This is a genomic window from Leptonema illini DSM 21528 (assembly GCF_000243335.1).
Lineage (GTDB): Bacteria > Spirochaetota > Leptospiria > Leptospirales > Leptonemataceae > Leptonema > Leptonema illini.
Map to the genome: position 1 here is coordinate 500,408 of NZ_JH597773.1, position 26,106 is coordinate 526,513.

A 26,106-nucleotide genomic window follows, 5' to 3' on the forward strand; every position below is an offset into this window, starting at 1 on the left:
GTGGAGAGAGGTTACGTAAACGTTAAAGATCGGATCGCCGATGATCGGTGGTCACAGGCAGGGGAATGGGATGAAAAAGAGTATGAATGCTTTCGTTCTGAGGGCAGCTTTGCTGCTTTTCTCTGCTATGCTTTCTGGCTCCTGCGCTGCCTGGCCTGCGTTCACGGCGGCGGCCGGTCTTGCAGCCGGTACAGGCGGAGGCGGATCTCTGTTTTTCATGCCAGGCGGCAGCAGCGAGAGCGTCCTTTCTTCGATTGAGATAACGGCGCCTTCACCGACTTTCGCGAAAACGACGACACAGGCCCTTCGCGCAACAGCGCTCTTTTCAAACGGCACACATTCCGATATTACGGCCGATGCTCTCTGGTCATCGTCAGATTCGAGCATCGTGAGCGTATTGCCCGACGGCACCGCCACCGCTGTAAATACCGGCTCGGCCACCATCACCATAACGTACTCGGGTAAAACGGGTCAGCTCGTGCTCACGGCAAGCTCAGCCCCTCTCACCTCGCTGAATATCTCCTGTGTGAACCAGGCAAGCGCCCTTCCCGTCGGCGTGACGCGCGCCTGTACGGCAACCGGCAATTTTGCCGATGGATCGACACAGGACCTTACGTCTGATCCGAATACCGTCTGAAGCACCGCAAGCAGCCATATTGCAACGATCTCATCGACAGGCGTCGTGACGGCGCAGAATACGGGAACGACGACTATCAGCGCAAGCCATAACGGGATTCAGGCCGCCGGGGTTAGTCTGACCGTCAGCGCCGCCGCACTCAGCTCTATCGAGATATCGCCGGCGAATACGTCTTTGCCGTTAGGCAAAAAGCAGCAGTATACGGCAACAGGTACCTACAGCGACGGATCGACGCAGACGATTACCGATCAGGTAACATGGTCGTCGGCAGACACGAACATAGCGACGTTCAGCTCTGCTTCCGGACAGGAGGGATTCCTCTCCACACATGCCGAGGGATCGGCGACGCTGACGGCGACGCTGGGTGCTGTGTCGGCTTCGACAGGCCTGACCGTAACCGAGGCCGTTCTCGAATCCATCAGCATTACGCCGCCTCCCCGTCCGCTGCAAAGGGAACGACGCTTCAGTTAACGGCTACCGGATTGTTTTCCGATGGAACGACATCAAATATCACAGATCAGGTAAATTGGTCGAGCGACGACGCCGATATCGTAACGGTCGCTAACGGCGCAGGATTCGAAGGAAGGGCGACGGCCGTCGCCACCGGGTCGACGACGATCACCGCTGAAATCGGCGGCATCGACGCCTCGATAACGTTCACCGTAACGCCCGCCGTGTTGAGTTCGATTCAGGTTCATCTCGACGATTCCTCGATTGCGAAAGGAACATCGACGACGGCTACGGCAACAGGCGTTTATACCGACGATCCACGCAGGATATCGGAGATCAGGTTTCCTGGACGTCTTCGGTGCCTTCTCGCGTACAGATCGGAACGTTAACAGGAACGACCATAGCCCTGATCTCGCCCAAAACCGGTTCGACAGGAAATGCCACGATTACGGCGACGCTTGGCGCAGTAAACGGCACGGCTACGTTAACCGTCACGGCGGCGACCCTTGTTTCTATACAGATTGATCCGACCAACCCCTCCGTTGCTCTCGGGTTGACGCAGGCCTTCACGGCGACGGGAACGTACACCGATGACACGACGCAGGATCTCACGACGTCTGTAACATGGAATTCCAGCAATACCTCTGTGGCGACGATCAGCAATGCAGCCGGACAGGAAGGCGTGGCGACGACGCTATCGCAGGGAACGACGCAAGTCGGCGCACAGCTTGGCGCAGTGAACGCGCCGACCACGACCCTGACCGTCGGTGCGAAAGCACTGCAGTCCATTACGATTGCGCCTAATCCGACGCTCAGCATTGCAAAAGGCCGCACCCAGAATTTTACGGCAACAGGTAATTATACGGACGGGTCGACGTCCGATCTGACCGAGACGGTAACATGGGTCAGCTCTGATACGGACAGCGCTGCGATCAGCAATGTTGCAGGCAGCCGCGGACGTCTGACGGCCCTTGATGAAGATACCGTCGATATAACGGCGACCTACAACTCTATTACCTCCGATGCCACGGAGGTTACGATCACGGCCGCCGTGCTTGATTCGATTCAGGTAACGCCTGACGATGCAAGCCTCGCTAAGGGCCTTCAACAACAGTATACGGCAACGGGGGTTTACTCCGATGCGACGACGCTCGATCTGACCGATCAGGTAACCTGGAGCTCGTCTAACGCCAGAGCGACCGTTTCCAATGCAGGCGGATCTCAGGGAATGGTTGTGGCGGTAACGACAGGTTCCGTTTCCATCTCGGCGACGCTTGGCGGGGTCACCGGTTCGACCGATTTAACCGTAACAGCTGCGGTTCTTGTTTCGATCGCCGTTTCGCCGACCGAACCGTCGATCTATTCAGGACAGACGCAGAATTTCACGACGGTAGGAACCTACAGCGATGCCTCGACGCAGTCGATCACAACACAGGTAACATGGACATCTTCAGCGACGACCGTTGCCACCGTTTCAAACGCGGGCGGTACGGAAGGCAGGGCGACCGGAGTTGCCGCCGGCTCTACGACCATAACGGCCACACATGCAGGAACAGGCATAAGCGGCTCGACCACGCTAACCATCCTTGCCTCTGACACGACGGCTCCGACGGTAATCGGAGCGGCGTCCCTGTCGCCCACCACAGTCAGGATAACCTTCTCTGAGCCTGTGAACGAAACGGAGGCGACGACGGCCTCAAACTATAAGGTCTCCCTCGCCTCTGCCGTATCAGGCAGCTGTTCGGATAACGGAAATTTTGCGACCGCTCCGACCACGCTATCGGTTTCGTCCGTCAGCGGCTCGGGCGCCGTCTATACGCTGACCCTGGGCAGCTCCCAGACAAGCGGACCATCGTATACCGTACTCGTCGATCGCGACGGAATTCATGACGTCGGCGCTCCGACTGCCAATGCTCTTGGATGCCCGAACTACGCCGACTTTGTCGGTCAGGAGCAGCTTAAAGTAAGTTCCGCCATATGTGCGAGCACGACATCATTTATCGTGACCTTTTCTAAGCCGGTGAGAACAGGCAACAACGTAGCCGGATCGGCCGAGTGCACGACAGCTACCGAATGTGGATATCGTTACCTGACGACTGGCGGAACGTCGCTCGGCAACATCACCAGCGCGAAGGTTCTTGATGGCGTCGTCTGCGGCGGGGCGACGGCCGATGCCAGCAAGGTCTGCTTGACGCATTCGCTCAATCAGTCGGGAGCGCAGTTTGGTATCGTTGTGGCGAACGCAGTGAACGGCGACGGCTTCGATAATGCCTGGGGATCTATTCGAGATTCCGGAAACACAGAAAACGTGCAGACCTCGCCCCGTGATCGCGTCAGCTTTCTCGGCTGCGGCAACTCCCCCATGAACTTCTCCGATGGGCCGATCTCGACGAATCCGTTCAGCGACGGTTCTTCTTTCGGTTATTTAACCGACTATAACGGGCAGATCTATATCGGCCCGAACAGCCTGGGGAACGCGGCGACCCGCTTCGCCTATAACGGCGGTTCGCCCGATCCCGTATCGTTCTCTTTCACTAAAGATACGACGGGCGAGAATTCCCGGAATACGGCCACTACGCGCGATGGCGGCATCGCCGTCCCTCCCTATGTGACGCTCGGTCATTCCGGATGCACGGCGAACTCCGGAAATCTGTCAACCGGATGCGGTCCCGATAACGAAAACGGACGAGGCGTTTTCTCTACCGGAATTCTCAACGGAATACCGTATCTCTTTCTCGCAGGCGCTCGTTCCGGACAGAACTTCGATTACGTATATTACACTGCCGACACCGATACGGGGCTCGACTTTCGATACATCGACCTCGGAACTATCACGGGAACGGTTACGGCCGGTACGCAGGCGATGGTCGTGCATAACGACCGACTCTATGGCGGATTCGCAAAATTCAACTCCGGCTCGAACGCCCCTGACTTCGGCTATGTGACTTTCAATTCTGCCGATAGCGGCACCGGTTACTGCACAGCCGGCCAGAATTGCGACGCTGAGATCGGTTCCCGGGGGCAGAGATTCTTTATCAACTACCTGCCGTATTTCGGCGGTGATACACAGGGCGACCACTGCGTTTCAGGAACTTGCAACTGGGGTTATTATGTCGGCGTCGATTCGCTGTACGTTTTTCGCGGCTACATATACGCGGCGAACGGAGGTCTGAACAAGGTCGATCGTAACGGCTCCATCATGCGATCTACGGTTTCCGAACCGATCAATGTGTGCACGGGAAGCTCCCCCTATTGTTCGGACTGGACGGAGATCGGGCCGCGATCGCATTCGCGCTGGTACAACTCAAACGCCTGGTGGTCCCTTGAGCTAAAAGGCATCTCGGATCTTATTCCCGCAGATCGGGCGTTTGCGATGTTTGCCGAGTACAACGGTAATCTCTATGTCACGCGAACTGTATGCCAGACCGCACAATCAGCGGCGACCGGTATTCCCGGAAGCTTTACCGCAATCGCCGGATGCACGGACGGCACCGATACCAATCGGCGGGCCCAGCTCTGGAAATGCGTACCGGAGACGACGGGCGGGGCTGACGTCTGCGATGCAGGAGACTGGTCGGTCGTCGGCGATAACGGAACAGGGATTACAAACTTCGGCGATGCGAATAACCGAAGCATCACGATGGTGATAAAAAGCGGACCGTATCTGTATGTGGCCTTTGATAATACAAACGGCCTTGAGGTCTGGCGTACATCCGAAGCGAATCCCGGTTCATCGTCGGCCGTATGGACGCAAATCGGCGGCGACGGATTCGGCGATCCGACGAACATCCGCCAGTTTTTTTCGGCCGTGTCCGTATCGGTGAACGGCGTGGATTTCCTTTACGTGAGCGCCGGTCGTAACGGCGTTCCCGTGCGAGTCTACAGGCAGCAGAACTGATGAAAGCGATACGACTGTTAAACATTCCCGTGTTACCCTTGATACTGCTGGCGGCCTGCAGCGTCGACGCCCGGCCGCTTCAATTTGAAGTCGTGCCGCGTTTGCAGGGTACCGCCGTTCAGGCCGGCGGTGATGGTGATCTCGTCGGAACGCAGATCTATCGCTTCTCGCTAAAACGAGCTATCGACGTCACGCTCTCCGCAGAGATCGTAGCTCAGCGAACAGGCATAAGCGCAAGCTTCGTTCGGGAGGGGCTTCTGTTTTCGCCGGCAATCCCCTGCCAGAGCGCCGGTCTGATCATTCGATGCCATGCAGCGGCCGGCCAGACCCTTATAGGAACCTACCGGATAACCCTGAATAGCAATGACGGCAAGCCGATCACTTACAGACTCTTTGTGGCTTTACAGGGCCCCGGCTATGCTGAGGTGGAGGCGCCATGAACGTTCAGCTTCGATCATTATTGATTCTCGGCGCAGCACTATTTCTTACCGAAGGGTGCCGTCATGCCTATGTGCGGTATGGCGAGCTCCCGCCGGCAGTCTGTGTGAATTATCCGGAATCCATGGATTGCGCTCGCGCCAGAAAACGACAGACGGAGCTTCAGAATACGCCCGGGGAGCGCCATATCATCAAACAGAACTATTATCTCTTCGGATACTATCCGCGGAACGTCGTTCTCGACGTGCGGCAGTACTGCCCCGGCGGTCCGCGCTCCATTCATCGTTATACAGGCATGATGGACGGATTTCTCGAACAGCTAACGTTCACCATTTACTCCCCCCAAACGGTAGAAATTGAATGTGCACCACAATAACGAAAGCATCGGGCGCCAACGGCTGGCTACATCGACTCGCCACTGTGCTCTTTGCCCTGTCAGTCATTTTCAGCACGGCATTCTGTCATTCGGTCGTTATCGTTATCGGCGAAGAGAAACCGCCGGCGAGCATATCTGATGCTCCGCCCGAACCGCTGCGAAAAGAGCGGCAGGCAAGTACGGCTATGGGCATCATCGGTCTGGCTAAAGAACCGGAACCCATCGTGTGTCGCCAGCAAAAGCCCGAGGTCAGAATCGTCACAAATTTCACGGATAACGCGATTCACTTCTTCATCGGGCCCTTCTACACGACACGGACGGTGGAGATCTACTGTAGATAACCCGTCGACTAACGACGGCTCATTCGAGAATCTTACGTAATCCGGCTCGTCCGACGGCTGAGAGCAGCTCGGCGCTACGACCGCGTTCTTCGAGAATCGTGCGCGTCAGGATGGTCGTCACCTTGCCGGGACCGAAGTCCAGAACATGCGTGATCGTCGGATCTTCAAGCAGTCCGCGCAGAGAACGATCCCAGTAAAGAGGCATCGACATCATCACGTCGGCAAGAAACTCGCCAAGCCGATCCATCTCACGAAGGTCTTTGCCGTCATAGAACGAATGGACGGGAAATTTCAGGTCGCTGCCTCTGTAGGGGAAGCTGCGACAGGCCACGTCGGCAAAGAAATCATGAATGGCAGGGCCCATCGTGTCGGGTCGATGAAATGGAATCGACACATTCACGAAATTCCAGCTGTATTTCCTTTCCTCGAAAAGGGATAGATAATGCAGCCTGAAGCGAGCCAGATCGGCGGCATGCCCGGTAAGAACGTTGATACGATCGGTATTGATCAGAGAAATGCGAACCGGGAAGGCCTCGTAAGGGCCCGAGGCATTAAAGAGGTCGACATATTCTTGCAACTCTTGCGTCGTCGGGCCTGTCACAACAGACATAGGGCGAGGGGCTTCTCTTTCAACGGCGACGATGCTTTCCATTACGTCGGCGGGAACGGCAGGGAACCCATAGGCGCGTTGCGAATGAAAACCGGCAATCGTATACCAGACGATGAAGCGATACACCGCTTCAAGCATATCCTTGCCTTCAAGGCCAAGGGCCGAGAACACCGCGGCCTGAAGGCCGCCGCTATGTCCCGTTCCCGACGACACATGCGGATAAAATGCTTCAGGAGTATAGCCGCCGAGAACCGCCGCTACATACGACCCAAGTTGAGTAATCTGGTTGCCCGCGAAGGTAATAGTGCAAAGGTAGAGATCGTCATCGTGAGGCCTTACCGTTTTTTCAAGCCATTGCTTGAGTGGAAAGCCCCGCGGATAAAACCGATCAAACTCTTCGCGAACATCGGGCCGATTCAAACAATGTTCGATCGCTTCAAAGCAAACGTCGAAGAACCCAGCAAGTTCAGGCCTTTCGTAGAGAATCTGCATCTCTTTGAGGAAGGAATTACCCTGTCCTCCAAATTGAACATAGAAGCGATTCTCGCCGGATCGGGCGCCTTCCAGAAGAGCGGGAAGCATGGAAGATCAGCCGTACAGAGGAGGGGTATCGGTCAACCCGAATTTCATTTTAGAAATTTTATAAATTTCCTTATAACTGTCAAGGATATTGAATTCGGTTCAATAAGCAAACCGAAGCTTCCTTATTTTTTACTTTACACCGCATGATACTAAAAAATATGAATTGTTTCATAAATGATACACCCGCGGAGCAGCGCTCCCTATTCTTCTCTGAAACCAGCAGGTAACCCATGAACGATACACAGGTCGATATGATTGCGTCGATTCGCGAGCAGATTCAAACCCTGGAGCGGTGGAATCCTGGAATCAAGCGAGTCGATCCCGCTCGAAGATCTGGAAAACTTCAGAAAGTGCTCATTGCCAACCGCGGCGAAATCGCAAAGCGCTTCTTCCTTTCCCTTAAGGAAGAAGGCATTCGTTCCGTCGCCGTAGTAACCGATCCCGATAAAGGCCAGACATGGTACGAAATGGCCGATGAGGTCGTTATGATCGGCGGTTCACTGAACTATACGCACATACCGTCCATTATCGGAGCCGCCATCCTGACGGGCGCGAATGCCATCTATCCGGGTTACGGATTTCTTTCAGAAAACCCCGACTTCGTCGAAGCCATTCACCTTGTCTCTGAACAGGGTCTGAGCGAAACGCCGATCGCCTTTATGGGCCCCGATGCAAGCATCATGCGCAGAGTCGGCAACAAACTCGACGCGCGAAAGCTTGCTAAAGAATACGGCGTTCCGCTTTTCGAAGGGACCGAAAACATCTCTGACGTAGAGCATGCGAAGAAAGAAGCGGCTCGCATCGGTTATCCTGTTATCGTAAAACTCAATGCCGGCGGCGGCGGAAAAGGCATGCAGGCCGTTTTCACCGAGGCCGAACTGGCCGGCGCCATCGAATCCTGTCAGCGCATCGGCAAGATGCTGTATCAGGACGACACCTATTATCTGGAAAAATTCATCGTTAAGCCCGTTCATATCGAGGTTCAGATCTTTAACGGAACGGCGGTCGGCATTCGCAAATGCGCCGTTCAGCGGCGTAACCAGAAAATCGTCGAAGAGAGCGGCGATCATTTTCTTTCCAACCATACCCGACTCGCTCTGCTTGCCGCGGCCGAGAACATGGGCCGCATCTCAGGTTACGAAAAAAGCGGCGGTGCGGGAACTGTAGAGTTTCTCTATGATCCCGACTCCGACGCGATGGGCTTTCTTGAGATGAACACCCGCCTTCAGGTCGAGCATCCGGTGACGGATCAATCGTTAGGCATCGACCTGGCTCGCTGGCAGATTCTTCTTTTCGACGGCCGGGAATCCGAGATTCCCTTCACGCGAGTTCTTGAGAAGCGTTTCATTCACAAAGATCACACCATTGAGTGCCGTATCTATGCCGAAGACCCCGAGAATAATTACACGCCGTCTCCGGGCAAGATCGAAGAGCTCGACCTGCCGACGTTTAACGGCATCCGCTGCGACTTCGGGTTTCGAAGAGGAGACCGCATCCTGCCTGACTACGATCCGATGATCGGCAAACTCATCGCCACGGCCGAGACGCGCGACGAAGCCTTACTGCGGATGGAGCGAGCCTTAAACGAGCTCTATGTACGCGGAATCACTACGAATCAGTATCAGCTGTTGCGCATCCTGCGTTCCGAGCACTTCAAACAGGGAGATTATACGAACCGTCTGCTTGAAGAGCACCCCGATCTCTCGCAGCCCGTACAGGAAGGCGAACTGATCCGCCAGGCTGCTATTCTTGCAGCACTTGCCGAGAACATCAAACTCTTTCGCGAGAAGCGAGACGAACTCTTCTTCAGCAAAGATCTTGAGGCCGTTCTGCATCGCATGGATCTCATTACGTTGCCCGAAAGCTACGAAGTCGAGATCCAGGGCGCAAGCTACGAAGCGCGGTTTCTACAGACGGGCCTGAATACGTTTTATGCCTATCTGAATCGCGTCTTTCAGGGCGAGATCGAACTGCTACCCGCCCTTTCCGGCGAGAACGACTATACATTCCGCTTCGAATATCGCTCCTGCCCGGTACGCGTCGACAGACGTCCCTCCGTTCAGATCATTCGCTTTCCCGATGCACGAGGGCGCATCCACTTCATGAAGGTGAAGGTCTCGGCCCGCGGCGCAAGCGCCGGACGTGATCCGGCGGGGATGGTACGCTCTCCCATTCAGGGAACGTTCGTCAAGATCCACCAGCCAGGCGGCAAACCGGTGGGACGCGGAACGCCCGTGAAGAAAGGCGATCCCATCATCGTGCTGTCGGCCATGAAGATGGAAACGACGATCAGCGCGCAGGCGGATGGAACGCTTTCCTATCTGATCGAAGACGGGGATCTATCGCGACTCGAGCTCGGTCGCACCGGCGATGGCCGCGTCATCGGACGACCGATCACCGAGGGTGAAGTCCTCTTCGTCATCGAATCGGGCGAAGAGGCGACCGAAGACACCTCAGAGCCTGTATCCAACGGATTTCCCGAAGCCCCTCTTCCGACCGGGCTCAGCGAATGTTATCGTCATATCTTTTCAGATCGCTTCATGGAAGAAGCGCTGAAGAATCCCGACGAATATCTTCCCGTCGTGCTTGATCTGTGCAGACTGCTCTATCTCGGTTATAACCGAGAATCGCTCGATCTCATTAACTCTATAGTCGCTATTCTGAAAGAGTTACCCGAGAACTACGACCTGAGTCGTATGGTTCCGGAATCCCTTTTTGCTGATCTGCTGAGCGTTTTTACTGAAAGCAAAAGGCTCTTCTCGCCGCTTGCAGGTGGAAACGTATCCTACTTCAGAGAAACCTATCGCATGTTCGCCCGCTGGGGCGACGTCGCCTATCAGCTGCCGACGCCGTTTCGCTACACGATTCAGAGTATCTTTCTATCGTACGGCGTTGGCGATTATCGTTCAACGGCCGAATACGAACGAGGGCTGACCGGAACGGCATTTCTTTACATTCTGCGCTCCTTTCACTCGACGCGCGACGTCCCCGACATCATGAAGCAGGTGCTGAAACATGCGGCGCAATTCCGGCGTCCGAGCAGCCGGCTCAAGAACCTGCTTCGTAAGCTTGTCGTTCAGGAAGAGGCCGAACAGGAACACTCCCTGGCCGCACTTGCCACCGAGACATTGAACAAGCTGGGCGTACGTTCGTGGAATATGGAGATGACCTACTGGGTTTCGCGTAAGTATCTGCCCGATCTTCGCAAGATGAAGAACGATCCGCTCTCCTTCTCGCATATCGATCATCAGACGCTACGGGCCAACATGGAAGCGTCTCTTGCAAAGCCGTCAGATGATCTCATTCCCTCTTCGGTGAAAGGCATCCTGCGAGAGGAGCTTGTCAGTAAGATCGACGCGCTTAAAAGCAAAACCACGCTGAAGCGCCTCTACTCGCCGAAAGATAAGATCCTCATTTACCTCGCCGGCAACGAAGAAGAGCAGCGTTATTTTGCCTTCGGTCTGGTCGACGAAGTCGTCGCCATGCGCGATAAAGACAGCCGCATCATCGGAAGCGAATCCGTCGAGAGAACCGACATCGACGCCGTCCGCGTCCTGCACGCCTACCAGTCCATTCGTTATCTGCGCGGAAATATCGTCGACATGGTCATCGCCGATGAATCTGTTCCGCTTGATCTCTCGTCTACGGCTCCGGACGTTTACAGTTATCAGGTGATGATGAATATCGTCATGCGACTCATCCCCTTCTTCAATGATCCGGGCATCGATAACAACATCATGAGCATACGGGCGAAGTCTCCGCACACCGGCCGTACGGTGCGCAAGCGGATCTTCGCCACTCCGAAGCAGGGACGCATCATCCTCAATCTGCTTGCGGATAACGATCCAAGAAACCCCTACTGCACGACGCAGCTTGATGCGAAAACCGAGCATCTTTTCAAACTCGGCAAATGGCCGGCGGAACTCTGGATCGACGAATGCTTTGATCCCGATACGGCGAAAGAGATATTGCTCCCGTCCATTGATGGGCCGGCCGATTCTCGTGTCGCCGTCGGTAGCCGTATCTATGCGGGTAAGATCCGCGGCGAAGACGCCGTTTTCTATTTCAAGGATTCGCGCATCGCCGGCGGAGCGACCGGCGACCTCGAAGGAAGAAAGTATGTGGCCGCCTGCTGGCTTGCTGTGGCGAAAGGATGCCCGCTTTACGTCTGGAATGACGGCGCCGGAGCGAATATCAAGCAGGGCATGGTGTCGTTGAACAGAGCCGGTGAAGGCTTCTTTATGAATGCGCTTATGGGCGCCAACCTCACGCCATTCGAAATCTACCGCGAGATTGAACGCCATGATGATCCGGTAATGAAACAGGTCGTCGATGAGATCAGCGTCCAGGAAGGCGTTGACGGCATAAAGAATCCGCCTGCCTCGCAGGCCTTTGCCGTCGCCGTCGGTGTCGGATCATCCACCGGCCTCGACGTTTACGGTTCCAGTCAGGCCGCCATTCAGGTGATGGTCGACGACGAACAGTCGTATCGCGTGCTTACAGGCTCGGCCGTCATCAAGTCGGTCACGGGTGAAGATCTGACTAACTATGAGATCGGCGGGGCGCGCATCATGAACAGGGTCACCGGTACAGTCGACCGGGTGGCGCGCAGCAACCTGCATCTGCTCACGGTAATTCATGAGCTTCAGGAGCTTTTCACCGGCGTGAAAAGCCTGCCGGCAATCCGTCGCATTCCTGTCTCGAAAAATAAGATCGGCCGCGACGCCGACGACGTGTTAACCCCCGACATCATCAAAGCGAACATGGACAACGGCCTATTCGTTCAGTTCAAAGACGAATATTACGGAGGCGGCGCGCTGACAGGCGGTTTCGGCCGCATGGCTGGCCGACCTGTTCTTGTGATGGGACCGCGCAGCAACATGGGTCTGCGCTCGTTTCAGTCAATGGTGCGAACGGCCGAGCTTCTGATCGAGGCCCGCAAACTGGCAGCCGATCAGATCGTCGTTCTCGGTGATGAATGGTTCAGCGAAACGCCGCGCACCGACGCCGCCACGTTGCGCGCCCGTCAGGACGTGCTCAAGCTCATGTCGACGAAGGCAGGATTGCGCATTCATATCGCCACCACGGTCGGCGGATTACGCAAGATCATGCTGCATTCGTTTTGCGACGCTCTGGTCTTCGTACGTGATAGAGACTATGAAGAACGCGACGAAGACGTTATCCGAAACAGCGCCACGCATGTAGTGAACAGCCTCGATGAGGCCTTTGATCTTTCCGTTCGCATCATGCAGCTGCTTCGTCCGATTGGCTCGCCACAGGTCCAGAAGGCGGATTCCGTTCCGGCACTACCCGCAGAATCGACACAGCCTTTCGATATCGTAAGCTCGGTGATCGCCCCGGCATTTGATGCGAACAGCTTCGTCGAATGGTGGGCGGAGATGAACGACTCGAAGAAGGGCCCCTGCCTTGTCACAGGCTTCGCCACTTTAAACGGAGAATCGGTAGCCATCCTGGCCGATCAACCTGCCATCATGGGAGGGGCTCCCGACGCTCCGGGCACCGAAAAATTCCGCATGTTTACCGAGCTGGCGGAGCGCAACGGCATCCCCATCGTCATGCTTTCGAACGCACCTGGCTTTGTTCCGGGAACGCGGCAGGAGCGTCTGCGCATTCAGCAGATCGGCGGACGTTCTCTTGATGTGAACGTTCTTTCCACTGTTCCGATCGTATCGGTCGTGTTGCAACAGAACTATGGCGGGCGTCAGATCCATGCCTTCAGCAAATATCTGCGCCCGGGAACGGTCTCTTTTGCGCTTAAAAGCTCTATCCTCGCCGTCATGGGTGGCAGCTCGGCCTTTGATCTTTTTCAGGGAAAAAAATACGCCGAGCTGCGCGCAGCGGGGAAGGATGCCGAGGCCGAACAGCTGCGCAAAACCTTTGTCGATGACTTCAACACAAAGGCCCGCGCAGAAAACGATGCTCTCGGAACGGGAGTGCTCGACATGGTCATCGATTCGGTCGCCGAGCTGCGCACCAATCTGATCTCGTCGCTTCAGCTATCGCGTGAACGCAACGGCTGAGCCGCCGGGCCGATTGGCGCCCTGGCGTCATTTCCGGCGAATGCTCGCTATTCCTGAGAAAGACTTCGCTTGCCGCCGGGCTGCCGGCGGCATTTGCTGGAACTATGCGCCGTTCACGAAACTCCATACTCGTCATTCTGCTCTCATCGATTTCTTTCTTTGCCGCATGCGGAAAAAGCAGCGCCGCCTTCGAAAAGCAACTCAGCGAGGCCGCGCTGCGACCGGTAGCGGCCCCTGCGTCCGTTGCTCCTGAGACGATCGGCTATGTGCTCTTTGATCCTGCAACGGGAACGGTCGTCGAGGAGTTTAACCGAAGACTGCCGCTGATTCCTGCTTCGACGACGAAGGTGCTGACGCTCGGCCTCGCCCTGCGCGACCTCGGCACCGATTACCGCTTCAAGACGACGCTTGGCTACAACGGCGATCTCGAAACAGGCGACCTTGTGCTCTCCGGAGGCGAGGATCCCGAGCTGCGCGTTCGCGATCTTCTGAGTCTGCTCGGTCAGTTACAGAGCCGCATCGGGACGGAATGGACGGGCCGATTCTATTATGCCGGCGAGCCGCTCTTTGCAAGAGATCGCATCGATGAATCCATGGAAGCGGAAGCGGCATACAATCCGGCGCTCGGCTCCCTTTCCCTTGATTCAAATATCATCTATCTGCGCTGGAAGAAGACAAAAGGATCGTCTGAAGCGCATCTCGTTCCCTCCCTGCCCGGCATCGATCTTTCGCTTTTGAACAAAGAACCGGGAGAGGAGGACGAACGAGAGGTTCTCTATGCGGGCCAGGGAGAGGGATGGCTTCTTCGTAAGCCGAAGCAGCCCGAGGGCATGCGCGCCGTTCCTGTAAAAGACGCCGGACTTTTTACGGGAAGGGTCTTTCAGAGGTTAGCCGCCACTCGGGGCGTGCGTATTCCCGATCCTCAACCGGCCACAACCCCCGACGCCGACAGAACTCTGGCCGTTCATGAAAGTCGGCCTCTTGAAGCGATCGCCGAGCAGATTCTTGCCACAAGCGATAATGTGATGACCGAGCTCGTACTGCTTCATCTTGCAAAAAAAGAATCGAGCAGGCCGCTGCCGCTCCATGAAGCGGCCACCTTTCTGGAAAACCAGTATCGTTCTCGAATGCCAGGTCTTGACTGGACCGGCTTTCAGCTGCGCAACGGCTCTGGACTGACATCGGGCAATCGTATTACTGCCGAACAACTGCTTGCCTCGCTTCTGTACGCCGATTCAATAAACGGAGGCATTGAGCGGCTGCTGCCCATCGGCGGATGGACCCAGGGCATGATGGGGCGGCTGAACCGGCCCGATGAAGCCTTTCGCGTCGTAGCCAAAGCCGGGGGGATTTATTATTCTGTCTCGTTGACTGGATTTGTTTATCCGAAATCCGGGCGACGGCTCGCCTTCGCAATAATGATCACGGACCTGAATCGTAGAAAAGCATACGAATCGGCGAACGATAAGCTATCACGTCGAAAAAGCAACGAAGCCCGCATGTGGATGATGCAGAATCGCGAGGCGCTGGATGGCATCGTATCTTCATGGATCTCTCGATACTGAGAGTAATAATCAACAACCATGGCATCATGAGCACCTGTGCGCTCGTTATTGGCATGATTTCTAAAGGCTATTTTACGTTAGTCTGAGACTCTGTATCATTTTTTCGGTTTGTTACGTCATTTTGCTTGCGCGGAAAGTGTCTTACGGCACAGTACCGCGACAGCAATCTGACAGGCTTTAATGAACTAAAGAAAATGAAAACAACCGAGAAATTGAACGACGAGCAACCGATTGAAATCGCCGATGGAATCTACTGGATCGGCTTTGCCGACTTCGAGGCCGGATTCTCGAATAACCCCTATCTTGTAGCTGACGGAAACGAGGCCGTGCTCTTCGATCCCGGTCCCGGGCATCCCGTCTTTCGCGACATCGTCTATTCCAAGATTCGCCAGATCATCGACCCCGCAAAGATTCGTTACATCGTAGTTCATCACCAGGACCCCGACCTGTGTGGCCTGATCCCTTTTCTTGAAAACCAGCTGCACCCCGAGCTTACCGTAATGGCTCATCCGAGAACGGCTCTGTTTCTTCCGTATTACGGTATTCGTCGCCCCATCGTGCCAGTAGGAGACGGCGATCAACTGCAACTCGCCTCGGGTCGTCGCATACAGATGATTCATACGCCTTATGTTCATTTTGCCGGCAGCATGGTCAGCTACGATATAAATACCGAGAGTCTTTTCTCATCCGACATCTTCGCTGTGTTTAACCGAAACTGGAGCCTTTTTGCCGATACGTCATATATCGAGCATGCGAAAAGTTTTCTCGAACACTACGTTGAGAGCGAGGCCTCTCTGCAATTCGCCTACGAACGATTCAAAAAACTGTCGTTAAAACGCATTCTGCCTCAGCACGGCGGCATCATCGTCGACGAAATCGATCAATTTCTTGATTTATTGAAAGAGGCCCGTCCCGGTCGCCTGTTACGCGAACTGAAAGACTCGCCGACGGAAACCCAGCTGCATAGAATAACCGAAGAATCCCGTCTGTGGCTTTCGGAGTGGTTGGGCCTGCCTCTCTCGACCGATAGCTCGCTCGAACAGCTGCTGCAAGCGGCAATGGATCATTCCATCACCACCGTAGCTCTCTTTATGGAAGAGGTTTCCAGGGTCGCAGACAGAACCGGAACTTCCAATCCTCTCATCGCCGGACGAACTCACAGCAGTGAAACGTTGAAGGCCGCTCCGGTAAAAAAGATTCTCGACTCAGTCGTCGAACGCTACCAGACGCGAAGCGTCGGCTTCAACGAAAACAACACGGCCGAAGAGGCTCTGCAACAGGGTCTGACGGCACATCGCAAAGAGGCCTATATTGCCTTCATCGACATCCGACGTTTCACGGCATGGAGCTCAGACAAAACTCCAGAAAGGATCATCTCACAGCTGAGCGAGCAGCACGAAGCGGTCAGCTCTGTGCTTCAGGCGAACGGAGGGTTCATCAACAAGATCATCGGCGACGGCATCCTCGCATATTTCCCGGCCAGCACACAACAGTCTGGCGATGCGGCGCTGCATGCCTGTATCGAAGTGCAGAAGCAGATCGCCTCGCGCCGTATGCTCGGCGTCGGAATCGGACTTGCCCGCGGCGAAGTCGTGCTCGGCGACCTCGGCGAAAAAACCCGCCTCGACTATACGTTGATCGGCTCTGCCGTTAACCATGCGTCTCGGCTTTCGGACGGCGCCGACCGCGGCGAAGTGCTCATTTCTGAAAGCGTCCTCGATGGTTTAACCGAAAGGTCCTTGCAGAGAATCTCAAAGCTGCGCACCTCTGACACGATCTCGATCAAGATCAAGCCCTACGATCCCGAGCTTGAAGCGATCCGACTTCGCGTAGTGCAATATGGGACCGCCGGAACTGCCGGAATCTGACAGATACTCTATCGATTCCGGCAGTTTTTCCTTCGATCGCTATCAATCACATATTCCCGTGCGATTCGAAAACGCCGAGAAAAACAAGCGAGCCCTTCTCTTTTCGATAGCGCAGTTCTCCGGCTATCGGAACAGACTCGCCGGCCTGTTTTTCATACCAGCGCTCGCTTGAGAGATTCTCAAGCAGAGCGGTATGTTCGAGCAGTCGACGGCCCTGCTCTGACGTTGAGGACTGAATGACCCAGCCGACGTATTCGCGCTGATAGCGCCCTTCACGTGCGTTCTGCACGTTATTGCGCATATCGGAGGTCAGACGTATCGATGCGCGAAAGGGAACAAAGACGAGCTCCCTTTCCACGGCATCGGTGCGCTCCTTTACGGATCGCAGCTCACCAGTCTCAATAGATGTAACCTGACCGACAAGAGAAAGAGACTTCTGCAAATCCGCCTCTGCACTATCAAGTCCCTCGCTGCAGCCTGCAACGATGACCGCAACGAGGAAAATTAATCGGCATTTCATCAGTGTTTTCCCGGCGCAAGCGGCACGTTCCGACGTTCATAGAGAATATACGCTTCGATGGCGATCATCTTCGGATCATCATACTTCAGCTCCGTCCCCTGAAGCGGATTACGGATGCACCAGTTAATCATCTCGCGCATCGTCGCCACCTTTCCCAGCTGCTTCTGGAACTTCGGGTATGTCTCAGGATGCGTGTTTGTGGCATTCGGATGGCACATCGCACACTGCACCGTATTGCCCGCAAGCTCCGGACCGTGAAACAGTCGATCCCCTTCTGCAACGGTTTCCATGAAGGCCTTATTCCACTTCTCTTCCTGGCTTTTATCCCATTCGTCTGCGAGAAGAAAGCCCGCTCCGGCCAGAAGAACGACCGAAAACAGAAGAGCCAGACGCAACGGAATCGAAATGGCAGACGCTTTCATTCTGGATTTCTCAAACATATACTACTCCTTTCAATAATGCGTCTGAGAGAGAGTCCTCTTCTCAGGGGATTGATACTCACGGTCGACGGGATGGCCAACAGAATCATCGTAGGCGACGACGCGATCTCTGTTCTCCCAGAGCTTGTAGGTCATCTCTTCTCGTCCGTTCTCAAAATTCACAAAGGCCCAGCCTGTTCCGTCTCTTTCATGGAAAGGATCCTGCCGATTCATGAAAACCGTCATCTTCGGAATATAGTGAGTATCCTGCTTGTAGCTTTCCGGATACGGCCACGGCCATCCCGTCGACATCAGGGCGTAGAAGCTGATGTTATCGATCTGGTTATACAGAACCTGATGCACATGGCCGTGAAAGACCGTCACCGTGTTGAACCGCTTCAGTTCGGCCTGCACCTTCTCGGCGTCGTCGGTCCAGAAGTTCCACGGCTTGAAGATCTTATACAGCGGCGAATGTGAAAGCACGATCAGCGGCGTTTTCGAATCGACGGCTTCAAGATCCTTCTTCAGCCATGCAAGCTGCGCATCTCCGACCATAAACGGCGATCCTTCAGGGTTATCCAGTCGGGCCATCTGATTCATGCGCTCTTCGGCGGACGGCCACTTTGCAATCCACTTTTCGTCGGTAAGGATGCTATTCAAAACGACGAAATGTACTCCCTTGTGGTCGAACGAATAGTAGAGTTTGCTGATCTTCTCTTCCCAGTACTTTCCAAGATCCAGATAATAGTCATGCTCTCCGATGACGTATTTGATGGGCGCATTCACCCTCGATAGCATCTGCATGCCGTGATCCAGCTCTTCTTTTTTCCCGAGCTGTGCCAGATCGCCGCCAAAGACGACAAAGTCAGGCTTCGGAAAAAGAAGATTCACCGTTTCGATGGCCTTGTTCAGACCGCTGTCAAAGTTGCGCACGAACTGTGTGCCTTTGATATGGGTCAGATGCGGATCAGAGATAAAGGCGAAAGTGAACTTTTCATTCGATGCCTTTGCTCGCCCTCCTCCTCCGCCGCAGCTGATCTCGATCAGACTGAGCGGCAACGTTGCCGCAAGAGCGCCCCCTGCTCGACGCAGAAAGTCCGCTCTGCTTATGCCTTTCTCCATAACACTCTCCTTCTGTACAGGTTATCTCGCAGCCCGGCATTCGTGCCGGTGAAGCGGGTGCCGTTTCAAAGACCGTCTTTTTATTTCTGTAACTGGATCGCTATCACCCGGGCAACAGCAGGCTCCGGCTTCAAACCGTGTATCACTTCGGAAGATCAGGGCTGGTAAGCGCCTTCATAAATTCGATCAGGTCGGATTTCTCCTGCGGCGTCAGCCCGAGAGGCCTTATACCGCTTGCAAGAAAGGGGTTAGCCTCTCCGCCGCGATCATAGAGATCGATCACCTGCTGCAGCGTCGTCAGGCTGCCGCCATGCATATAAGGGGCCGTTAAGGCGATATTGCGCAGCGTCGGCGTTTTGAAGGCTCCGAGGTCTTCTTGCAGGCCTGTAATCGCAAAGCGGCCGAGTTCCGACGTTTCTCTATCGGTAAGGATCTTCTCGTCAGATGCCTCTGCCTGGCCCTTTGCTCGTGCCTCCAGGATCTGCTGCAGCTTCGGCTGCACCAGGGCGAATCCTACGCCGAGGTTATGGAATTTGTCGTCGGTGAACGTGGCGCTCGTCTCACCGATCATGTGGCATTCCTGACAGCGTCCTTTGCCCGTATAGACGGCAAATCCACGGATGGCGGCGGGCGACATCGCCTTTTCGTCTTTGCCAAAGAGGTAACGGTCAAACGGCGAATCGCCCGAAATGATGGTGCGCTCGAATGCTGCAATGGCCTTCACCACGTGATCGATGGTGATCTGCTCGGCCTTTACCTGAAAAACGGTCTCGAATTGAGAGGTGTATTTTTGATCTGCTCTAACGATCTTCAGCAGCTGTTCGTGATCTGATAGGCCGTGCTCCACCGGATTGAGAAGCGGGTCCTTTGCCTGCGACTCGAGGTCCGGACGCCGACCATCCCAGAACTGCGTTTTCAAAAAGGCGGAGTTCAGCACCGTCGGGGCGTTGCGCGTGCCCGTCAGGCCTTTCACGCCCTTTGATACGCGCAGGCGGTCGACAAAGGCCGTAGCGGGATTATGGCACGTCGCACAGGAGACGGTACCATCCGAACTGAAACGAGCGTCGGAATAAAGCTCTCTGCCGAGAGCGATCTTCTCGGGCGTTTGCGGATTATCGCCGGGAACAGGTAGATCGGGCAAGCCGAGCATGCCCGTCTTCACATACGTAAAGGCTGTCGATTCTGGCGTCTTTTCTGCCTCGCCGGACGGACGACATCCGCCTGACAGCAGCACGGCCACCAACATAAATAAAAGGACTCTTTTTCTCTGCACCTGCATATACTCCCCCTATATACAATGGCAATACAGAATAGCTCTAAATTTAGACCCATTCTAAGCACAGGGGGCAAATTAGTGCAAGGCTTTTTTCTCGGAATCACTGCCGATCAGGATATTTCTCGAAATACTGTCTCTCGAGCTTGACTATCTCTTCACCGACCTGTGTGGCCAGGTCTCGTTCCGCTCGCATACCCTTTTCAGCGGTTGTCGGCTGGATGACCGAATACTCAAGGTCAAAGGCCGATCCCTTCGGTGGCAGGGCCGTATACGAATGCTGGCGATCGGAGCGCAGGTAAACGCAAAGCACACGCGTCTCGGGAAGATCCTTGATGATACGCCCGATGCCATACGTGAGCCTTTCGATGTCGAATCTGCCCCGGCGACTGCGCCCTCCCTCGGGGAAGATGATAAATGGATCTCCCATTTCGAGGATATACTCGATACGTCGCATGATCTCTTCGTGATGCTCCTTTCCTCCGGCACGGTCGATGGGAATGCATTTCGCCAGGTATATAATCAGGCGAAAGTACCATCGACTGGCAAAGACCTCACGGGCAGGAACGTTCCAGGCAAAATCCCCGAACCGAAACAGATATCTGTTCAGATCAGCGAAAGCCCACTGTAAGATGACCGAATCGATCATCGTTAGATGATTGGCGCAGATAAGAAGCGGCGCATTTTCTTTCTGCAAATCCTTTCGAAGCGAGGAGAAAAAAGCACGGTGCCTTCTGTGATCGACAATACGATAAGAGCGAAGGCCTCTGAGTAGAATCAGCACCACCATGCCCGTCAGAGCAAAGGCAAGCCAGCCAGCCGTTCGCTGCACCCAGATGGAAAACCGTGACGAGATTGAAATCGAGTGCATCGACTGATCCTCTACTTGCATATACAGTAACAGTGTAACAATGCCAGAAACGAAAAAGCCGCCGCAGAAAGCGGGCGGCTTCTCCAGTGATTCTGTTGGACCTCTTCGGCCTGCCCGTTCAGATAGAGGGCAGGAATCCGGCGAGGAAGGTGCCGATCACCGAGACGAGCAATCCGGCCATGAGCAGAAAAGACGGTCGCGGTAACGGCTCTGAGTCGGCCTGCGATTCCATGAACATATAAACGATCACTCGCAGATAATAATAGGCCGACAGGAAACTGTTCAGAACGCCGATGATGGCAAGCCATACGTAACCGTTCTCGACGGCCAGCTTGAAGATGAAGTACTTCCCGAAGAAGCCGGCCGTCGGCGGGAATCCGGCGAGCGAGAACATGAATACGGCCATGATGATCGCGATCCAGGGCCTCTTGAACGAGATACCGGCCAGATCAATCAGGTCGGTCTTTTTCTCGCCTTCGCGGCCGAAATAGGCCAGAAGGCCGAAGGCGCCGCCCGTCATGAGCGTATAGGCAAGCATATAGACGGCGATCGCATGCTGAATCTCAGCGGCATCGACTCTCTTAATCGCCGTAAAGGCGATGAGAACATAGCCTGCATGTGCGACGCTCGAATAGGCAAGCATACGCTTCACGCTTTTCTGCACAAGGGCGCCGATATTGCCGACAAACATGGTCAACACGGCGAGCACGGCAAAGGCCTCAAGCCATGTTCCCGGCATCTTGAATACGACCATGAAGACGCGGGCCAGTCCGGCGAAGGCGGCCGCCTTCACGCCCGTCGAAAGAAAGGCGGTAACGGGAGCGGCTGCACCTTCATAAACGTCGGGCGCCCAGGCATGAAACGGAGCAAGCGCCACCTTGAAGGCAAAGCCCGAAAGCAGAAGCACGGCAGCCACACCGAGCACCATAGAATCCATCGTCTGCACTTCAAGCTTCGCGTAGATCTCGTTAAAGAAGGTGCTGCCGCTTGCGCCGTACACGACGGCCATACCAAGAAGCAGAAAGCCCGTTGCAAAAATGCCTGGAAGATAATACTTCAACGCAGCCTCGATAGACTTCTCACGCACGCGAAAGTAACCGGCGAGCACATAGCCGGCCAGCGAAACCAGCTCCACGCCGACGAAAAGCGTCAGGAACTCGGCGGCCACGACGAGCGTGATCATACCGGCGACGGCCAGAAGCATCAGCGCATAGTATTCGCCCGTCACCGCCCTCTCCTGCTTCAAATACTGAACGGAGAAGAGAATGGCAAGAAAGGCCGAAAGCACACTCACGCAGATCAGCGTGGCGGCAAACCAGTCTATGACGACGCTGCCGTTAAAGAGCACATGACGCTCCGCTCCGACGCTCAGCACCGTGTTCACGCCGAATATGAGAGCGGCCGTCGTAAAAAGCAGGGCCAGATACGGCGCCAGGTGGCGTCCGCCTTCTTTCAGCATGGCCTCGTTAAACAGCAGGCCTATAGCTCCGGCCGTTACAAGCCAGAGAGGTAAAAGATCGATCAGTTCACGAGTCATCATATCAGTGTCCAGCCTCGCTGTGTTCTACCGCACCTTCGGGGGCGGGCTGCTCATCCGGCCCGGCCTTCTTCATGAGCTCGATCAGCTCTGAGCTGCTCTCGTCGGATTGCACGTAGCTGAGAACGTTCTTTTGAATGGAAGGCGCCATCGCATCGAAGAACGGCTTCGGATAAACTCCCATATAGAACATAAGGAAAAGAAGCGGCGCAAGCACGGTCAGCTCTCGCAGGCTGAGGTCCTTCACATCGTGCATGTGGTCGTTTGTTACGGGGCCGAAGAAGACCTTACCGTAAAGCTTCAGCAGATACCATGCTCCGAGAACGACGCCCGAAACGGCAATGGCGCCAAGCAGCCAGTCCGCCTGAAAGGCCGAGACCAGGATGATATACTCGCCGATAAAGCCGTTCAGGCCCGGCAGACCGGCCGAGGCCAGCGTCGAAATAAGAAATACCGTGGCGAAAACCGGCACGATCTTCGCAATGCCGCCGTAGTCGGCGATCTTGCGCGTATGCGTCTGATCGTAGATCATACCGATCAGGAAGAACATGGCGCCCGTCGAGATGGCGTGGTTGATCATCTGAATCAGACTGCCCTGAATGCCCGATTCAGAGAAGGTAAAGATACCGAGCACGATATAGCCCATGTGCGAGACCGACGAATAGGCGATCAGCCGCTTCATGTCGGGCTGCACGGCGGCCGCCATCGCTCCATGCACGATGCCGATGACGGCAAGAACCATCATCAACGGCGCAAAGAAATGCGACGCCTCGGGAAAGAGCGGCAGGTTGAAACGCAGAAGTCCGTATGTTCCCAGCTTGAGCAATACGCCGGCCAGGATTACAGAGCCACCGGCCGGAGCCTCGGTATGCGCATCGGGCAGCCAGGTGTGAAACGGGAACACCGGCACCTTAATCAAGAAGGCCAGGGCAAAGGCAGCGAAGACCCAGTACTGAGCGGGTAGCGGCAATCGCTTTTCAATAATAATCGTATAGTCGAAGCTGCCCGCATGATGCGCCAGATAAAGCACGGCCACAAGCATGAGCAGCGATCCGATCATCGTAAAAAGGACGAACTTCACCGTAGCGTAAACGCGGTCCTTGCCGCCCCAGATACCGATGATGAAGAACATCGGAACGAGCATCACTTCCCAGAAGATATAGAAAAGGAAGAGATCAAGGGCCAGGAAGGCTCCGAGCACACCCGTTTGCAGAATCAGAATGGAGCTGTAATAGCCGGCCGCACGTTCTTTAATGGAAGAATAGCTTCCAAGAACGACAAGCGGAAAGAGGAAGGTCGTAAGAAGGACCATCCAGTAAGAGACGCCATCCAGACCGAGCTTGTATGAGATTCCGAAGTCGGCCATAAGAGGGAAGCTTTCCACAAACTGAAAGCCATCGGCCGATGCCTCGAAGCCCGTCATAAGTTGCACGGACAGCGCTAAATTCGCAAGGGTTACGCCAAGCGCAACGAGAGCAGGCGCTCTATAGCCTCGCAGAAAGGGAATGATGAACAGTCCCGCCAGGGGTAAGAATATCAGAGCGGATAACACAGCTCACTCCTTTGTTTCTGTAGATTCAAGAACACCGCCATACCTCACGATCTCACAATGAGCAGGTCAATCAGAAGGAATGCCACGCCTGCAAAGATGTAGGCCAGATACATACGCACCTTTCCGTTCTGCAGCAGCTTCAGGCGATCGCCGACTGCATAGGCAAAGGGTCCGAGGCCGTTCACGAAGCCGTCGATCACCATGAAGTCGACGAATTTGAAAGAGACCCAGTCGGCGATCTTGCGGATCGGACCGAGAATCAGCGCCTCATAGAGCTCATCGACATACCACTTATTCTCAAGCAGCTTCTTGAAGCCGCCGGCAGCGGATGCGATCTTACCGCCGAAGGCAGGATTCCAGAGAAAGGCATAGAAGGCGCCAAGGATTCCAAGCAGAGCGACACCGACAGAAAGCCCCATCAGCGGAAGCTCAGCCGAATGATCGACGTTATGAGCCTCGGGCATCGAGACGCCGACAACGGGCATCAGGAAATGCTCGAACATATTGTGGCCGCCAAGCGCATGCGGAACGCCGACAAATCCGCCGACGATCGACAGAATCGCCAGCAGAACAAGGGGCACCGTCATGATAGCATGCTCGGAGATATGATGCGCATGTCCTCTATAAGAGCCGAAGAACGTGAGCACGATCAGGCGAGTCATATAAAAGGCCGTCAGCATGGCCGTAAAGACGCCGATTCCAAAAAGCGCATAGGGCAGCCAGGGGATGACATGATTCTCGGTGGCAATCGTCTTCCATAAGATCTCATCTTTAGAAAAGAATCCTGCGAAAGGCGGAATACCGGCGATGGCAACCCAGGCGACAAGAAAGGTGATCGCCGTTACGGGAATCTTCTTAAGCAGGCCGCCCATGTGGCGGATGTCCTGCTCGTGATGCAGAGCATGAATCACCGAACCGGCGCCAAGAAAGAGACAGGCCTTGAAAAAGGCATGCGTCATCACATGGAAGATACCGGCGTTATACGCCCCCACTCCGACTCCGAGGAACATGAAGCCGAGCTGCGATACGGTCGAATAGGCAAGCACCTTCTTGATATCGTACTGGGCGAGTGCGATCGTAGCCGCGAAAAGCGCCGTTAGAGCACCGACGATGGCGACTACGGTCGAAGCGACGGGCGACATGGCAAAAAGGAAATGCGTGCGTGCCACAAGATACACACCGGCCGTAACCATCGTGGCGGCGTGGATCAGAGCCGATACGGGCGTCGGGCCGGCCATGGCATCGGGCAGCCATACATACAGCGGCAGCTGAGCAGACTTTCCAGAAGCGCCGACCAGCATGGCAATACAGGCAATCGTAGCGATGCCGGCCGTGACGAACTCGGCCTTGCCCTGAATCTCGCTGAAGCTCAGCGTCCCGACGGCGCCGAATACGACAAACATGGCGATGAGAAATCCGGCGTCACCGATACGGTTGGTGATAAAGGCCTTCTTGCCCGCCTCTGCCTTCTCAGGATCGGTATACCAGAACGAAATCAAAAGATACGAACATAGACCGACGCCCTCCCAGCCGACAAAAAGCACCGTCATGCTCTCGCCGAGCACAAGCACGATCATCGAGAAGAGGAAGAGGTTGAGATACGTAAAGAACTTTGTAAAGCCTTCGTCGTCGTGCATATAGCCGACGGAGTAGATGTGGATGAGCGTCGCGACAAAGGTGATGAAGGTGAGCATCACCGCCGTCAGCTGGTCGAACTGAAAGCCGAGATCAATGTTCAGATCGCCGGCGTTGATCCACGTCCAGAGCATCTGCTTGAGCACGATACTCTCTTCAGAGAGAAGCTCTTTGAAGGCCATCATCGTGAAAACGAAGGTCGACGCGGCGGCGATGATGGCGATGGCGGCACTGATCGTCTTCGGAGCCTTCTCGGGCTTTTTCGCGAAGATCAGGCTGATCATGCCGTTCAGGAAGGCGCCGGCAAGCGGAGCGGCGGCGATCAGCCACAGGCTCGATGATTCAACGATGCGAGTTTCTGCGTGAGTCAT

General features: G+C 55.2%; 15 protein-coding genes and 1 pseudogene. 7 read left to right on the forward strand and 9 right to left on the reverse strand.

From position 1 onward, the window contains the following. Nucleotides 1–70 precede the first annotated feature (70 nt). From LEPIL_RS21475 to LEPIL_RS02295, 4 genes and pseudogenes are all read left to right on the forward strand, one after another. A pseudogene (locus LEPIL_RS21475) lies at nt 71–4,985 on the forward strand (beta strand repeat-containing protein). Beyond that, nucleotides 4,985–5,425 carry a hypothetical protein gene (locus LEPIL_RS02285; protein WP_002769545.1) on the forward strand — a complete coding sequence of 147 codons (441 nt, stop codon included), beginning with the start codon at nt 4,985–4,987 and terminating at the stop codon, nt 5,423–5,425. Before LEPIL_RS21475 ends, LEPIL_RS02285 begins: the two are co-directional and overlap by 1 nt. Then, complete coding sequence (locus LEPIL_RS02290; protein ID WP_002769547.1) at nt 5,422–5,799, forward strand: Bor/Iss family lipoprotein; 378 nt, start codon at nt 5,422–5,424, stop codon at nt 5,797–5,799. Before LEPIL_RS02285 ends, LEPIL_RS02290 begins: the two co-directional genes overlap by 4 nt. Then, a complete protein-coding gene (locus LEPIL_RS02295; RefSeq protein ID WP_002769549.1) occupies nt 5,784–6,140 on the forward strand; it encodes an LIC_10461 domain-containing protein in 357 nt (118 codons plus the stop codon). Before LEPIL_RS02290 ends, LEPIL_RS02295 begins: the two co-directional genes overlap by 16 nt. Nucleotides 6,141–6,159: 19 nt before the next feature. On the opposite strand, the gene LEPIL_RS02300 is transcribed toward LEPIL_RS02295, so the two are convergent. Continuing rightward, nucleotides 6,160–7,332, reverse strand: coding sequence for an ACP S-malonyltransferase (locus LEPIL_RS02300; protein ID WP_002769551.1), 1,173 nt, complete (start codon nt 7,330–7,332; stop codon nt 6,160–6,162). 230 nt (nt 7,333–7,562) lie between these two features. Here LEPIL_RS02300 and LEPIL_RS21480 point away from each other — a divergent pair, with 230 nt between their 5' ends. From LEPIL_RS21480 to LEPIL_RS02315, 3 genes are all read left to right on the forward strand, one after another. Beyond that, nucleotides 7,563–13,373: a carboxyl transferase domain-containing protein gene (locus LEPIL_RS21480; RefSeq protein ID WP_002769553.1), complete on the forward strand. Its 5,811-nt coding sequence runs from the start codon at nt 7,563–7,565 to the stop codon at nt 13,371–13,373. Nucleotides 13,374–13,477: 104 nt separating this feature from the next. Further along, nucleotides 13,478–14,938, forward strand: coding sequence for a D-alanyl-D-alanine carboxypeptidase/D-alanyl-D-alanine endopeptidase (gene dacB, locus LEPIL_RS02310; RefSeq protein ID WP_002769555.1), 1,461 nt, complete (start codon nt 13,478–13,480; stop codon nt 14,936–14,938). Between the two features lie 194 nt (nt 14,939–15,132). After that, the gene (locus tag LEPIL_RS02315) at nt 15,133–16,806 is read left to right on the forward strand and encodes an oxygen-binding di-iron domain-containing protein (RefSeq protein ID WP_040918184.1); all 1,674 of its coding nucleotides are present in this window, start codon (nt 15,133–15,135) and stop codon (nt 16,804–16,806) included. A 46-nt stretch (nt 16,807–16,852) separates the two neighbouring features. Here LEPIL_RS02315 and LEPIL_RS02320 read toward each other — a convergent pair whose 3' ends face one another. The 8 genes from LEPIL_RS02320 to nuoL form a co-directional block, all read right to left on the reverse strand. Then, nucleotides 16,853–17,326, reverse strand: coding sequence for a hypothetical protein (locus LEPIL_RS02320; RefSeq protein WP_002769559.1), 474 nt, complete (start codon nt 17,324–17,326; stop codon nt 16,853–16,855). Continuing rightward, nucleotides 17,326–17,748: a c-type cytochrome gene (locus tag LEPIL_RS02325; protein ID WP_040919343.1), complete on the reverse strand. Its 423-nt coding sequence runs from the start codon at nt 17,746–17,748 to the stop codon at nt 17,326–17,328. The genes LEPIL_RS02320 and LEPIL_RS02325 overlap by 1 nt, the downstream gene beginning before the upstream one ends. A gap of 30 nt (nt 17,749–17,778) precedes the next feature. Beyond that, complete coding sequence (locus LEPIL_RS02330) at nt 17,779–18,867, reverse strand: metallophosphoesterase family protein (protein WP_002769563.1); 1,089 nt, start codon at nt 18,865–18,867, stop codon at nt 17,779–17,781. 142 nt (nt 18,868–19,009) lie between these two features. Further along, on the reverse strand, nt 19,010–20,146 hold the full coding sequence (locus LEPIL_RS02335) for a cytochrome-c peroxidase (RefSeq protein WP_002769564.1): 1,137 nt from the start codon (nt 20,144–20,146) through the stop codon (nt 19,010–19,012). Between the two features lie 97 nt (nt 20,147–20,243). Beyond that, complete coding sequence (locus LEPIL_RS02340) at nt 20,244–21,011, reverse strand: lysophospholipid acyltransferase family protein (protein ID WP_002769566.1); 768 nt, start codon at nt 21,009–21,011, stop codon at nt 20,244–20,246. Nucleotides 21,012–21,129: 118 nt separating this feature from the next. Further along, nucleotides 21,130–22,551: an NADH-quinone oxidoreductase subunit N gene (locus tag LEPIL_RS02345; RefSeq protein ID WP_002769568.1), complete on the reverse strand. Its 1,422-nt coding sequence runs from the start codon at nt 22,549–22,551 to the stop codon at nt 21,130–21,132. 1 nt (nt 22,552) lies between these two features. After that, the gene (locus LEPIL_RS02350; RefSeq protein WP_002769570.1) at nt 22,553–24,100 is read right to left on the reverse strand and encodes a complex I subunit 4 family protein; all 1,548 of its coding nucleotides are present in this window, start codon (nt 24,098–24,100) and stop codon (nt 22,553–22,555) included. A gap of 44 nt (nt 24,101–24,144) precedes the next feature. Further along, complete coding sequence (gene nuoL / locus LEPIL_RS02355) at nt 24,145–26,106, reverse strand: NADH-quinone oxidoreductase subunit L (RefSeq protein ID WP_002769572.1); 1,962 nt, start codon at nt 26,104–26,106, stop codon at nt 24,145–24,147.

Excerpts from the sequence above, each read along its gene's own strand:
- LEPIL_RS02325 (WP_040919343.1), bottom strand. The coding sequence starts at position 17,748 with ATGAAAGCGTCTGCCATTTCGATTCCGTTGCGTCTGGCTCTTCTGTTT.
- LEPIL_RS02340 (WP_002769566.1), bottom strand. The coding sequence starts at position 21,011 with ATGCACTCGATTTCAATCTCGTCACGGTTTTCCATCTGGGTGCAGCGA.
- LEPIL_RS02300 (WP_002769551.1), bottom strand. The coding sequence starts at position 7,332 with ATGCTTCCCGCTCTTCTGGAAGGCGCCCGATCCGGCGAGAATCGCTTC.
- LEPIL_RS02295 (WP_002769549.1), top strand. The coding sequence starts at position 5,784 with ATGTGCACCACAATAACGAAAGCATCGGGCGCCAACGGCTGGCTACAT.
- LEPIL_RS02320 (WP_002769559.1), bottom strand. The coding sequence starts at position 17,326 with ATGAAATGCCGATTAATTTTCCTCGTTGCGGTCATCGTTGCAGGCTGC.
- LEPIL_RS02290 (WP_002769547.1), top strand. The coding sequence starts at position 5,422 with ATGAACGTTCAGCTTCGATCATTATTGATTCTCGGCGCAGCACTATTT.
- LEPIL_RS02330 (WP_002769563.1), bottom strand. The coding sequence starts at position 18,867 with ATGGAGAAAGGCATAAGCAGAGCGGACTTTCTGCGTCGAGCAGGGGGC.
- LEPIL_RS02345 (WP_002769568.1), bottom strand. The coding sequence starts at position 22,551 with ATGATGACTCGTGAACTGATCGATCTTTTACCTCTCTGGCTTGTAACG.
- LEPIL_RS21480 (WP_002769553.1), top strand. The coding sequence starts at position 7,563 with ATGAACGATACACAGGTCGATATGATTGCGTCGATTCGCGAGCAGATT.
- LEPIL_RS02335 (WP_002769564.1), bottom strand. The coding sequence starts at position 20,146 with ATGCAGGTGCAGAGAAAAAGAGTCCTTTTATTTATGTTGGTGGCCGTG.
- LEPIL_RS02315 (WP_040918184.1), top strand. The coding sequence starts at position 15,133 with ATGAAAACAACCGAGAAATTGAACGACGAGCAACCGATTGAAATCGCC.
- nuoL (WP_002769572.1), bottom strand. The coding sequence starts at position 26,106 with ATGACTCACGCAGAAACTCGCATCGTTGAATCATCGAGCCTGTGGCTG.
- LEPIL_RS02285 (WP_002769545.1), top strand. The coding sequence starts at position 4,985 with ATGAAAGCGATACGACTGTTAAACATTCCCGTGTTACCCTTGATACTG.
- dacB (WP_002769555.1), top strand. The coding sequence starts at position 13,478 with ATGCGCCGTTCACGAAACTCCATACTCGTCATTCTGCTCTCATCGATT.